This is a genomic window from Colwellia sp. E150_009, assembly GCF_053543955.1.
This window is the reverse complement of record NZ_JBHFOM010000049.1, coordinates 19,898-33,028: the sequence shown is the minus strand read 5'-3', so window position 1 is coordinate 33,028 and position 13,131 is coordinate 19,898. Positions and strand designations below refer to the sequence as shown.

Below are 13,131 nucleotides of genomic sequence, written 5' to 3'. Positions count from 1 at the left end.
CACCACTAGAAACATTACTTGATGGGAAATCGATTTGGGCCGAAAAGAATTTAGCTCAAATCTAAGCTGACAAGGCACCCTAAAAATCGGGTAACTGTCAGATCAGGTCTGAGCTACTACATATCAGTATATACTTTTTCTCCTATAAGTAATCAAACTTCGGAGCATGAATTAATTTATTATCATGGTGGCGGGTTTGTTATTGGTTCAGGTCAATCTTATTGGAACTATTGTCAATATTTAGCTGATAAAACTCAATGCAAAGTTCATTTAATTGACTATAGATTAGCACCTGAAAACAAATTCCCTTGTGCATACAATGACTGTTTTGAAGCGACTAAAAACATACTCTTTAATGATCCTAACCATAATTATAGTCTAGTGAGTGACTCCGTAGGCGGCTCTTTATTACTTGCTACTTTATGGAAACTTAATAAAGAGGGGTATCACTTTAACTTGAGAAACGTTAGTTTAATTTCACCATTAATTAGTGCATCTTTTAATGGTGATTGGTCCGATGGTGATATTTTAAATAAGCAGATATTAAAATATTGGCTTGAATTATCTGTTGATTATAATTTAGCCCTATTTAATGAGGTAGATAAAAGTATAAATCATATTAATATTTCAAAATTGTTTATTTCATTTGGAGAGAATGAAATATTCGCAAATTCGATTAAAAGCTTTATTAACAGAGCGAGGGGTGATCAAACTACCCTTATATCTTATGAATGCCTTCCAAATTTTGGCTCCTCACTTCACTTCAAGTAAAATAGCCAATATACGTTTGGTTCAATTTATTAAATTCTCCAAGTAAACATAATATAGCAATATTGTCTTACCTGTCGTTAATAACTCAAAACTTAATGTCCGCAATTGGCTAAAAGTGTTCATTAAGATTGCTGACTGAAGATCAAGTATTATGATTGAAAAACAAAGAAATCAATAAACTCTTATTTGTTATAGCCCATCAGAATAAGCTACTTCAATATGGGAACAGTCCCAAATATTATGCTTAGTCACACATAGAAGAATGCCTGTGGCGTTATATGTGACAAGTCATATTACTTAAGATTATCAGTCAACAATTAAGTTTTATTGATATGCTCAATGCTGTTCTTCCAATTAAGTAGCATAATTGGAAGCTAATTTTGAATCGACTATACTTTGAATCGTCCCGCCATGTCTTGTAACGATGCGGCTAAAACAGCCTGCTCTTTAGCCGTAACTAAAATTTGATTGGCTCCAGCAGTAGTTTCTCTTGATTTTTCTTCAACTGAAACGACATTTTGTGCAATGTCTCCTGTGACCACAGCTTGCTCTTCAATGGCCGTGGCAATTTGATCTGTCATAGCAAAAATGTCACCTACAGATACGGTTATTTCTTGCAAAAACTGCTCAACTTCTTTAGAGTTTTCAACCGCTTCAGCAGCATTTTTTTGACTTATTTCAATTACATTATAAGCAGAATTAGCATTATTTTGCAGTGACAAAATAAAGTTTTCTATTTCTGATGTCGACTCTTGTGTCCTTTGTGCTAACGTGCGTACTTCATCGGCAACAACAGCAAAACCTCGACCTTGTTCTCCCGCTCTAGCGGCTTCAATTGCTGCATTTAACGCTAATAAATTTGTTTGCTCTGCAACAGATTTAATCACGTCAACAACACTAGTAATATTGTTACTACTTTCATGTAAACTGTTAATTTGTACGGCTAAAGCATCAATTTCTTTCGCTAACGCTTCAATTGAGTGATAAGATTTTTGCGTGGTACCTAAGCCGCTTTTAGCTTTATCGTCAGCATTTTTAGCTGACGTTGCTGTATTTTGGGTATTTTCAGCAACCTCTTTAACAGTTGCAGACAACTCCTCTATTGCGGTAGCAATTAAAGCAATGCCATTTTGCTGATCAAACAATGATTGAGAATTATAATCACATGTTTGTGCTGTTTCTTCGGCTGCTGAGGCTAAGGAGATGCTTGAAGACGAGAGATCTTTAATAACATCAGAAAAACTTGCTAAGGTTTGATTTAACGATACAGAAATCTGACCTAGTTCACTCTTTCCTTCAAAAGGACATTTTACCGTTAAATCATTTTCACTTCTAACTTTATACAATGTTTCCGTTAAGCCTTTTACCCTGTTAGTTAATTCATTAATAACATAAAAACTGATAAGCAATGCTAACGTAATTAATAATGTGCTCACAATAATATTCAGTACCATGGCATTAAATGCATTACTTTGTTTTGTTTCAACCAAAGCAAGAATTTCATTACTTAACTGGTTTTCTATTTTTTTAAGCTGACCAATACGTTGAGTTGATTGAGTAAACCAATACTCAGAATCAACCCCTAAGTTATTTTGTTTTGTAAATGCTATGTCGCGCATTTTCTCAACTTCTTTTACCGAATTATGATCGAGTTGTTCGGTAAAAGAATTTATATTATCAACATTACTAAAACGAACAAAGTTATCAAAATAAGTTTTTTGTTCGCTCACTAACGTAATAAACTTTACAAACAGGCTTGGTTCAAATTGACCTTCAGCAAAGGTATTACTTAAAACTGCCCTTTCTATACCCGCTCGTTCCTTTCCTTGTAAAAAATTATAATAAGCAACAGTTTCCTTAGTTACAACAGCGTCAGTACTAATATCAGCGTTTAATGTGGCAACACTTAATAGGTCTTTATTAAGTTGGGTATAATAGCCTAACGCCACACCAAGTGAGATAGACTGATTATCAACTTGTTGACGTATAGAGATTATTTTTTGTAATGCTTGCTCAATAACCGAATTTAACTCAATTACCCTGCTGTCGGTAAAACCACTTTTCGCCCAAAAATTTGTTTTTTTAGTACGCTTTTGATCGGTAGTTTTACGTTGAACTTGTAACTTATCACCAAATTTAGTGCCGTTAGACCCTAAATAACCAGCAGTCATCCCCCTTTCTTTCTGTAATTCATGTACTAGTTCACTATAAACTACAGACAATTCAGTTAAGGGCGCGATAACTGACATTTCATCTTTAATGGTAATATTTTCAATTATGGCACTGATACTTAACCATAAAAAGCCCAACATAGGCAAAGTAAGTAAAGTATAAATTTTCTTTCTAAAGGAGAGGTTAGAAATATTCATATGTTCCCTCATTTTCTAAATTAGCAAGGTGACTAGATTCTGATGACTAAATCTAAGTATAGAAGTAAATTTCAAATGAACAATCTGAATACGCATTAACTTTTGATTAAGTATTTTTACAAGTCAAAAAAATATCCTTAGATAAGGATAATAACGTTGTAATTATATAGTAATCTTTCTATGCCAGTACACAAATTCAAGAAAAAAACCGGTAGCAGCGCTACCGGTGGATTAGCTATGAGGAGAGCTAGAATATTCAATGATTACAACAAGTGTTCACTTAAAGGAAACAGGTGTAATTATAGAGCAGTTACTCTAAGAAGACAATTGCTTTATGTAATTAAATTACACTTTTGTTTTTTAATTTCTATTTTATGGCAATGATTTAGTATGATATTTGGTTAATATCATACTATTTTTCAACTTAGCGCTGTTTTAAATCAACAAAAAGTCAGCCTATATTTGGTGTTCTTAGCGACATACAGTAAACTAGGGGCAATCTTTGTTATTAGTGAATATAAAATGACAGCTCAACAAAATAATCAATCATCAGACCTACAAACTACCACCTCAGATAACACTACTCATTTTGGTTACAAAACCATTGATAAAGAAGATAAAGTTTCAATGGTCGCTGGGGTTTTTCATTCAGTTGCAAAACAATATGACGTTATGAATGACTTAATGTCATTTGGAATACATCGCCTATGGAAACGCTTTACTATCGACGCCAGTGGTGTTCGCCCAGGTAATGCAGTGCTTGACTTAGCAGGCGGAACAGGTGACTTAACGGCAAAGTTTTCACAACTGGTAGGTAAAGACGGAAAAGTTGTTCTTGCAGACATTAATAGTTCAATGCTCAATGTTGGCCGCGACAAATTACGTGATAAAGGCTTAGTGCAGAACATAAAATATGTTCAAGCCAATGCCCAGTATTTACCTTTTAAAGACAATACCTTTGATATTGTTACCATTGCCTTTGGCTTACGTAACGTTACCGATAAAGACATGGCACTGCGTTCTATTTACCGTGTATTAAAACCAGGTGGGCGTTTATTAGTGTTAGAGTTTTCTAAACCAGAATACGAGCTGTTGAACAAAGCATATGATTTCTATTCATTCAATGTTTTACCCAAAATGGGTGAATTAGTGGCAAAAGATGGTGACAGTTATCAATACCTTGCAGAATCTATTCGCATGCATCCTGATCAAGAAACACTAAAAACAATGATGGAAGACGCGGGATTTGAACAAACGAGTTATAAAAACCTAACAGGTGGTGTGGTCGCATTACACAAGGGTTATAAATTTTAAGCATTTTGTTTAATTGTTCATATTCAATTACACATACTTTACTATGTACTTTAATCACGTACTTTTAACAATCCATAGTGCAAGGCTACTTTAATGCTACAACAAGTATTTTTTTCATCAATAGAATTAATGATAAATAAAGTATTATCATTAAATACAGATCCTATTGATCTAAAAAAGTTAGAACAAAAAACACTAACAATAGTGTTGTCTGAGTTAAATTTTCCTATCAGTTTCACGGTAACTAGCAACAAAGTGATTGTATCTGGGTTAACAGAGCGTGCCGATTGCACTATTAATACAAGTATAAAGACTTTGCAAGCATTACAAGCTGAACAACCATTAACCGAATTAATTAAACAAAATAAACTCGACTTAACTGGTGACATAAAAATTGCCCAGCAATTTATTCAACTAGCAGAAAATCTAAATATAGATTGGCAAAGTGAATTAGCTGCTCACATTGGTGACATGCCAACACATAAACTAATGCAATTAAGCAAACAAGTGATGAATAAAGTGCAATTTGCCACTAAACAAATCAAAGCGGACGCAAGCGAATATATTGTGCACGAAAAACACTTAGTAGTCACACGTAGCCAAATAAGCAATTTTAATCAACAAGTTAATCAAGTTAACAATCGCGTTGACCAACTAGCCCTTCGTATAGAAGTATTAACCAAAGGACTTACAAACACGTGAGTAACAAACGACTGTATCACATTGTTAAAACATTTTTGCATTATGGTTTGGACGATATGGTGCCCAAAAAAATGTTACCTTGGTATGCAAAACTAGGCCGTTTTTCTTTATTCTGGTTGCAAAACAAACATAAAGACAAACCCGTTGCTCAACGTTTTCGTTTAGCCATTGAAGCACTAGGCCCTGTTTTTATTAAATTTGGCCAAATGCTCTCAACAAGGCGCGATTTATTACCGCCCGACTTCGCCGATGAATTAGCGCTATTACAAGATCAAGTTACCCCTTTTGATGGAGAGTTAGCTAAGCAACTGATCATTAATGCCATGGGTGTTGACATATTTACTCAACATTTTATTGATTTTGATAGCAAGCCGCTTGCATCAGCCTCCATTGCGCAAGTGCATACAGCAACATTAATTACAACCTCAGATAAAGATAACCTTTCTGAAAACAAACACACCAAAGTCGTTATCAAAGTACTACGCCCTGATATTTACAAAACTATTTTAGCTGATGTTAAGGTGATGTCTCGTATTGCCTCCATTGTTGCCCGATGGTTACCTGATGGCAAACGTTTACGTCCTGTTGAAGTGGTGGCTGAATACAAAAAAACAATTCTAGACGAATTAGATCTCAACCGTGAGGGTGCTAATGCTATTCAACTAAAACGCAATTTTGAACAAGGTCGAGAATATGACAAAGTACTTTATGTTCCCGAAATTTACAGTGAATACAGTAACAAAAACGTTTTGGTCATGGAACGAATCTACGGGATCGGTGTAGGAGAAGTTAACACCTTGAATGACTTTGGTGTTGATATGAAATTATTAGCTGAGCGAGGCGTGGAAGTTTTTTTCACACAAGTATTCAGAGACAGCTTTTTTCATGCCGATATGCACCCTGGCAATGTATTTGTTGATGCCACAAATCCAGCTGATCCAACCTGGATTGCCATCGATTGTGGCATTGTAGGCACCTTAAACCGTGAAGACAAACGTTATTTAGCCGAAAACTTTGTCGCCTTCTTTAACCGTGATTACCGTAAAGTGGCGCAATTGCACGTTGACTCAGGTTGGGTGCCTGCTAACACCAGTGTAGATGAGTTTGAATTTGCTATTCGTGCCGTGTGTGAACCAATATTTAATAAACCACTTTCTGAGATTTCTTTCGGCCAAGTGTTAGTTAACTTATTTAACACAGCACGCCGTTTTAATATGGAAGTGCAACCACAGCTTGTGCTTTTACAAAAAACCTTGCTTTACATTGAGGGTTTAGGAAGACAGCTTTATCCACAATTAGATTTATGGCAAACCGCAAAACCTTTCTTAGAAAATTGGGTAAAAGAACAAATGGGTATTAAAGCTGTTTTTTCCAAGATTAAAGACAACATCCCATTTTGGAATGAGAAACTACCTGAAATTCCAGATTTAATTTATGATTATTTAAAAGCTGGTAAAGATAGCCAACTGCAACAAATGCAGTTAATGGAGAAAATCGCACAGCAACAACAAGCCAGTAATCAACGCTTAATGTTTGGTGTGTTAGCGGCAGGCTTAATCATTAGCTCAACGTTACTATTAAACCAAGGTAATATTTTATTTTCGTCAATCAGTGGTATTGCAGCTGTACTTTGCTTTGCTTATTCGGTCAATAAATAGCAATTCATAAATATTCTGTTTAAGGCTAGCTTTTTCCCTTAGCTAGCTGCGCTCTTAAACTTGCCATACCCTGTAGGATGTAATTCATCGCACCAGTGTCAGAATAAATTCTAACCTACATTGGCTCACAACCCTGTAGGGCGTAATTCATTACGCCAGTGTCAAAATAAATTCTAACCTACATTAGCTCACAGCCCCTGTAGGGTGTAATTCATCGCACCAGTGTCAGAATAAATTCTAACCTACATTGGCTCACAGCCCCTGTAGGGTGTAATTCATTGCGCCAGTGTCAGAATAAATTCTAACCTACATTGGATCACAGCCCCTGTAGGGTGTAATTCATTGCACCTTGCTATTGTTTCTTTTTAGCCAACTGCGCTCTTAAACTTGCCATACCTTGTTTGTTAGACTGCTCTTTATGAGCTTCTGTTTTTTTCGCTTGCCCCAATTCCCAATTCAAATCATTTTGTGGTAGCTCATGTAAAAATCGGCTTGCTTCTGTGCGTGATACTTCACCAAACTGTCTACGCTCTCGTGCGTAAGTGAATATTAACTCACGTTGTGCGCGTGTAATACCAACGTAAGCTAAACGACGTTCTTCTTCAACACTGCCTTCATCAATACTAGTTTGATGCGGCAATAAACCTTCTTCCATGCCAATTAAAAATACATAAGGAAACTCTAAGCCTTTAGATGCATGCAAAGTCATTAATTGTACTTGGTCACTACTGTCTTCTTCTTCGTTACGCTCCATCATATCTCGTAGTGTTAAGCGAGTAACAATTTGTGGTAAGGTCATCGGCTCTTCATCATCTGAACCCTCTAGCATTTGTGTTACCCAGCTAAATAGCTCAGTAACATTTTTCATCCGCATTTCAGCCGCTTTTGCACTTGGTGACGTATCATAGAGAAAATCTTCATAATTAATTTCTCGTATCATTGAACGTAATACGGCCGCAGTATCACCACGTTCAGTTTGGTCGGCAACATCCACCAGCCATTGCGTAAATGCCTGCATCTTCATTAACGCACGCCCTGTTAACGTTTGTTCCAAGCCCAATTCAAAACTAGCGGCAAACATACTTAATTGCCGCATATTGGCGTAATTACCGAGTTTTTCCAATGTTGCAGGGCCAAGCTCTCGTTTAGGCACGTTAACAATACGTAAAAATGCATTGTCGTCATCAGGGTTAACCAACACACGTAAGTATGCCATCACATCTTTAATTTCCGAGCGAGAAAAAAACGAAGTTCCACCACTAATTTTGTACGGTATACGGTTTTGCATTAACGCTTTCTCTAGCAAGCGTGATTGATGATTACCCCGATATAAAATGGCATAATCCTTATAGTGACTTCTATTCATAAACCGATGACCGATTAGTTCACCAATAATACGCGACACTTCATCTTCTTCATTTTTAGTTTGAACAACTCGAAGCTCAGGGCCATAGGCTAATTCACTAAAAAGTGCTTTATCGTAAACGTGCGGATTATTAGCAATTAAAATATTAGCACATTTTAAAATACGGCCACTTGAACGATAGTTTTGCTCAAGCTTAATCAGCTTTAATTGTGGAAAATCTTTACCTAATAATACTAAATTTTCAGGTTTTGCACCACGCCAAGAGTAGATGGACTGATCATCATCACCCACCACAGTTAAGCGCCCTCGTTCGCCTGTAATTAACTTTACTAGCTCATACTGGCTCGCATTGGTATCTTGATATTCATCTACTAATAAATAGCGAATTTTATTACGCCAGCGCTCCCGTACTTCAGGATAATTCTTTAATAATAGAGTAGGAATCAAAATTAAATCATCAAAATCTAAAGCATTATAGGCTTTCATGTGTTGATGATAACGCTGATAAAATTCAGCAAACTCCTGACTATCCGCATCATGTGCCATTTTAAGGGCTGCATCGGGCAATAATAAATCATTTTTCCAATGAGATATTTTATTTTGTAGCTGACTTAATAAATCTTTATCGCCATCAAGCTCATCAACTGTTAGCTCTTTTAGTAATGATAAACTGTCTTGATCATCAAACAAGGTGAACCCAGGTTTATAACCTAACGTTTTGATTTCTCTGCGAACAATATCTAGACCAAGCGAGTGAAAAGTAGACACAGTTAAACCGCGAGTTAATTCTTTGCCAAGCATTTTAATAATACGCTCTTTCATCTCGCGCGCCGCTTTATTGGTAAAGGTTACCGCAGCTATATTACGTGCCTTGTAATCACATTTTTGAATTAAATAAGCAATTTTTTGGCAAATAACTCCCGTTTTGCCTGAGCCAGCACCAGCCAAAACAAGGCAAGGACCACTAACATATTTTACCGCTTCGTTTTGTCCAGGATTCAGTTTCATAGTTACACAAATAAGAGATTTTTTTACGAACGCTAATTTTACCTGTTTTTACTCACTAGCAAAACAGTTACAATGTGCACAAGTGATATTTAAACGTAATAACGTAGGTAAACGATATGATCAACGCAAAAAAAATTGAAGAAATAGCAAAACAAGTCACTGATGCTATTCCGCCAGGCTTAAAAGCCATGGCGAATGATTTTGAAGATAAAACTAAAACTGTGCTGCAACGAAAATTATCACAACTTGATGTCGTAACCCGTGAAGAGTTTGACGTACAAACACAAGTGTTAATAAAAACACGCACTAAACTGGCCACACTTGAAGCGCGTTTAGATGAACTAGAAGCGACTATGAGTGGTAACGAGTAAAAACATAAAGCGCAAGCAAGTTATCATCTACAACTCACAACACAAATTGGCCATGCTTAAATATACGTTTATTTTATTTGTTATCGTTGGAATTATGACCAAAACAAACGCGAATAGTTTTACTACCGAACAACAACTTTCCAGCCGTTATGGCAGTGAAATTGCTGATTTTTGGCAACAAGGTAAGTTTGCACACTTTAATGGTGTGAAAAACATCCGTATTAACTATGCAACCTTTAGTCATAATGACAATAGCTCACGATCCGAGCATAATAATGAAGCAGTTTCCCATAGAAAATGTCTCATTATTGCTTCTGGCCGCAGCGAAGGCTATTTAAAATACAAAGAGCTGAGTTTTGATTTATTCAATTTAGGCTTCAATATCTTTCTTATTGACCATCGCGGCCAAGGTTTATCAGAACGGTTATTAGCCAACACTCAGAAAGGATACGTTGAAAATTTTCAGTACTACGTTGATGATTTAGCTACATTTATTGAAAAAATTGTTAATCCACATTGTACTGTGAACAGTCATATTAATAAACCCTACTTATTAGCACATTCAATGGGCGGTGCTATTACTGCCCGTTATTTACAAGACTACCCAGATCAGATCCAAGCGGCAGTATTATCCTCACCGATGCTAGGTTTTAATAGTGGTGGTATTCCTGACATGATTGCTCGGTCATTAATTAACACCACAGCACAACTTAATCACTGGTTTGATAATACACCTTGGTATTTCTTCGGCCAGACCGATTTTGATAAAAAAGCAAAAGCGTTTAATGATTTTGAAAGCAACAACCTGATGCATTCGACCATACGTTTTCAACAATTCACGCAATTATACCAACAGACTCCCGCTATTCAACTTGGGGGAGTCACCGTTCAATGGTTAAGTGAATCTATCAAAGCACTTGATACAATATTTTCCAATATTGATAAAATAACAACACCTACATTAGTGATTCAAGCGGGTGATGACAAAATTGTTAATAATCAAGCACAAAGTGACTTTTGCCAACAATTACATCAGTCACACACACAATCATGCCCAAGCGGTAAACCTTTGGTGGTAAAAGGTGGTTATCATGAGTTATTTTTTGAAAGCGACCTCTATCGTCAACAAGCTTTATCGGCTGCTATAACATGGTTTAAACAACACTAAGCTTGCTCTGTTTTCAACTCTTCAGCGACAACCGCGCTAGGATCATGATGAATAAATACTTCACAAGGTGCAAACGCCTGACAAATTTCGGCTTCAATATCATCGCCAATACTATGCGCCTCTAATAAAGATAAAGAATTATCTAGCTCTAAATGAAACTGTATAAACCGATGAACCCCTGACTGTCTTGTGCGTAGTTCGTGTAAACCTAAAGCATGCTCATGTGATAATACAATGGCTTTTATTTGCGCCACTTCATCCTCACTTAACTCATGATCCATCAATTGAAATACACTTTGATAAATAATTTGTCCCGCACCAAACAATAAATATAAACCTACAGCAACAGTAAAAGCACCATCAGCTTGTAACCAAATTCCCTGACTTAGATAAATTGCGAGCAACACCCCTAGGTTTAACAACAAGTCAGATTGGTAATGCAGGGCATCAGCACTGATGACAATAGAGCCTGTACGTTTAATAACATAACGTTGAAAAGCCACCAAAAAAAGTGTCAATGCTATAGCAACAATGGAAACACCAATGGCAATATCACTTTGTACAATAACACGGGGATAAAGCACTCGGTCAACACCATTAAAAATAAGTAAAGTAGCAGAACCAAGCACAAAAGCAGCTTGTACTAAACCAGCCAAACTCTCTGCTTTACCATGACCAAATTTATGCTCGTCATCTGCTGGGGCTAATGCAAAACGAAGAATAACAATGTTCATCACTGAGGCAAATAAATCTAAAATAGAGTCAGTGGTCGAAGCAAGCATGGCGCTAGAATCACTCACCAACCAAGCATAAAACTTAATCACAACAAGGGTTAACGCCACTAAAGAAGAGGTAATTGCTGCTAAGCGAACCCAATAAGCATATTCTTCACTTTGAGTTAACGCCTCGGTTGCAGTGGCTGTAGGTTTATTTTCTAGCATGAAAAAGCAGACTTTACGGAAATATTGTCGTTATAATAGCAAACAATTAGGCTCTCACTCAAACTCAAGTGACTATCATTATGTTAGATGTTGTACTTTTTCAACCACAAATTCCCCCCAATACTGGTAACATAATTCGTTTATGCGCCAATTCTGGTTTTCATTTGCACTTAATTGAGCCTTTAGGGTTTGATTTAGAAGATAAAAAGCTACGCAGAGCAGGGTTAGACTACCATGAATTTGCCGCCATTAAGCGACATAAAAATTTTAACACTTTTGTTGAACATGAGCAGCCTAAACGCATATTAGCCATCACCACTAAAACAGATAATTATTATGGTGATATTAGTTTTACCAAAGGCGATTACTTACTTTTTGGTTCTGAAACGGCTGGCTTACCTGAAGAAGTACGTGTACAAATTCCAGACCAACATAAAATTCGTATTCCCATGCTAAAAGATAGTCGTAGCATGAATTTATCAAACGCCGCTGCTGTTATTGTGTACGATGCGTGGCGTCAGCTGGGCTTTGTTAATGCGGTGTAATTATGCATGGGTTTTGCTCTTTCCACGCACAAACATACTGTTGTTTTCAACATTCAATTGCATCATTACACACCATGAAAGCCAGTGTAGGTGAGGTTTATGATTTAATAATGCAATCAGTGGTAAAAATAGCAAAGGTGGCAGATTACCAAGCACAAGTTAGAGGCATGTTAGGGCATATGTTGGTATTTGCAGGAAAATATAACGCTCATTACTGCCATTCATATTCAGTTATGAACGTTAATCAGACATTCAAAATGTACATGTTTTTACGTGTCGCTTTGAGTCTAACTAGTACATTCTAGTAGAATATTGCAAAATTCATACGATGTATTTAGTTCGTATACTGAACTAACCTACCTTCACGTTTCTCACTTTTAAAATCACAGCTAGTTAGCCGAAACATTAACACGTAATCAGATAAGCATTTAGTATCATGAATGTCATCTGGTAAATACACGTTACATTCACCAGTATTAAGATCATTTGCGCCACGGCTAACTAAAAAGCTTTTACCTGTTTTATCTGTTACTTGACTATAAGTCGACATTTCCATAGTTCCATGTTGAACAGCATAGAACACCCATCCAGCACCATGGTTGTGAGGTACACGATAATTACCTTGCCTTTCAACATGAGCTAACAATATAAATCCTTGGTCTTGATCTCGATAAAGCTCTACGCTCTCTTGTTTTTTATGATGTAAATCTGCAAGCCAAGATTCTGAAATTGGTGTTTTTGCAAGTTGCTCAAGTAGCTTACGACCTTTAATAACTGTTTCACTGTTTAGTCCAGTCCAGCTACCTTTAATTGATGTAATAAAGTTTTCTAATGCATTATTTTTCATGACATATTTCCTCGGTTTGATATAGAGCCTTTGTTAAAGCCCATTTGTTTATAATATCTATATTTAAAGTT

General features: G+C 36.4%; 12 protein-coding genes. 8 read left to right on the top strand and 4 right to left on the bottom strand.

Annotated elements, in window-relative coordinates; translation table 11 throughout:
* Positions 1 to 66 precede the first annotated feature (66 nt).
* Positions 67 to 771, top strand: a complete 705-nt coding sequence (locus tag ACE1OF_RS17005; protein ID WP_448895899.1) for an alpha/beta hydrolase fold domain-containing protein — start codon at positions 67 to 69, stop codon at positions 769 to 771.
* A gap of 389 nt (positions 772 to 1,160) precedes the next feature.
* Here ACE1OF_RS17005 and ACE1OF_RS17000 read toward each other — a convergent pair whose 3' ends face one another.
* Positions 1,161 to 3,140, bottom strand: a complete 1,980-nt coding sequence (locus tag ACE1OF_RS17000; RefSeq protein WP_448895896.1) for a methyl-accepting chemotaxis protein — start codon at positions 3,138 to 3,140, stop codon at positions 1,161 to 1,163.
* Between the two features lie 522 nt (positions 3,141 to 3,662).
* Between ACE1OF_RS17000 and ubiE the strand changes: the two genes are divergently transcribed.
* The 3 genes from ubiE (at position 3,663) to ubiB (ending at position 6,814) form a co-directional block, all read left to right on the top strand.
* A complete protein-coding gene (gene ubiE / locus ACE1OF_RS16995) occupies positions 3,663 to 4,454 on the top strand; it encodes a bifunctional demethylmenaquinone methyltransferase/2-methoxy-6-polyprenyl-1,4-benzoquinol methylase UbiE (RefSeq protein WP_448895894.1) in 792 nt (263 codons plus the stop codon).
* A gap of 93 nt (positions 4,455 to 4,547) precedes the next feature.
* Entirely contained in the window at positions 4,548 to 5,156 is a 609-nt protein-coding gene (locus tag ACE1OF_RS16990; RefSeq protein ID WP_448895893.1) for a ubiquinone biosynthesis accessory factor UbiJ, read from the top strand.
* Positions 5,153 to 6,814, top strand: coding sequence for a ubiquinone biosynthesis regulatory protein kinase UbiB (gene ubiB / locus ACE1OF_RS16985; RefSeq protein ID WP_448895891.1), 1,662 nt, complete (start codon positions 5,153 to 5,155; stop codon positions 6,812 to 6,814). Before ACE1OF_RS16990 ends, ubiB begins: the two co-directional genes overlap by 4 nt.
* Before the next feature lie 352 nt (positions 6,815 to 7,166).
* Here the strand turns inward: ubiB and rep are convergent, their stop codons facing one another.
* Positions 7,167 to 9,188 (bottom strand): DNA helicase Rep, encoded by a 2,022-nt coding sequence (gene rep / locus ACE1OF_RS16980; RefSeq protein WP_448895889.1) that lies wholly within the window; start codon positions 9,186 to 9,188, stop codon positions 7,167 to 7,169.
* A 116-nt stretch (positions 9,189 to 9,304) separates the two neighbouring features.
* On the opposite strand from rep, the gene ubiK reads away from it, so the two are divergent.
* Positions 9,305 to 9,559 (top strand): ubiquinone biosynthesis accessory factor UbiK, encoded by a 255-nt coding sequence (gene ubiK, locus ACE1OF_RS16975; RefSeq protein ID WP_448895887.1) that lies wholly within the window; start codon positions 9,305 to 9,307, stop codon positions 9,557 to 9,559.
* 94 nt (positions 9,560 to 9,653) lie between these two features.
* Positions 9,654 to 10,727, top strand: a complete 1,074-nt coding sequence (locus ACE1OF_RS16970; protein ID WP_448895885.1) for an alpha/beta fold hydrolase — start codon at positions 9,654 to 9,656, stop codon at positions 10,725 to 10,727.
* Here ACE1OF_RS16970 and ACE1OF_RS16965 read toward each other — a convergent pair.
* Positions 10,724 to 11,668, bottom strand: coding sequence for a cation diffusion facilitator family transporter (locus tag ACE1OF_RS16965; protein ID WP_448895883.1), 945 nt, complete (start codon positions 11,666 to 11,668; stop codon positions 10,724 to 10,726). The two genes, ACE1OF_RS16970 and ACE1OF_RS16965, sit on opposite strands and share 4 nt — an antisense overlap.
* 80 nt (positions 11,669 to 11,748) lie before the next feature.
* Here ACE1OF_RS16965 and trmL point away from each other — a divergent pair, with 80 nt between their 5' ends.
* The gene (gene trmL, locus ACE1OF_RS16960; protein ID WP_448895882.1) at positions 11,749 to 12,213 is read left to right on the top strand and encodes a tRNA (uridine(34)/cytosine(34)/5-carboxymethylaminomethyluridine(34)-2'-O)-methyltransferase TrmL; all 465 of its coding nucleotides are present in this window, start codon (positions 11,749 to 11,751) and stop codon (positions 12,211 to 12,213) included.
* A 2-nt stretch (positions 12,214 to 12,215) separates the two neighbouring features.
* Complete coding sequence (locus ACE1OF_RS16955) at positions 12,216 to 12,518, top strand: hypothetical protein (protein WP_448895881.1); 303 nt, start codon at positions 12,216 to 12,218, stop codon at positions 12,516 to 12,518.
* Positions 12,519 to 12,547: 29 nt separating this feature from the next.
* Here the strand turns inward: ACE1OF_RS16955 and ACE1OF_RS16950 are convergent, their stop codons facing one another.
* Positions 12,548 to 13,060 carry a hypothetical protein gene (locus tag ACE1OF_RS16950; protein ID WP_448895880.1) on the bottom strand — a complete coding sequence of 171 codons (513 nt, stop codon included), beginning with the start codon at positions 13,058 to 13,060 and terminating at the stop codon, positions 12,548 to 12,550.
* Positions 13,061 to 13,131 lie beyond the last annotated feature (71 nt).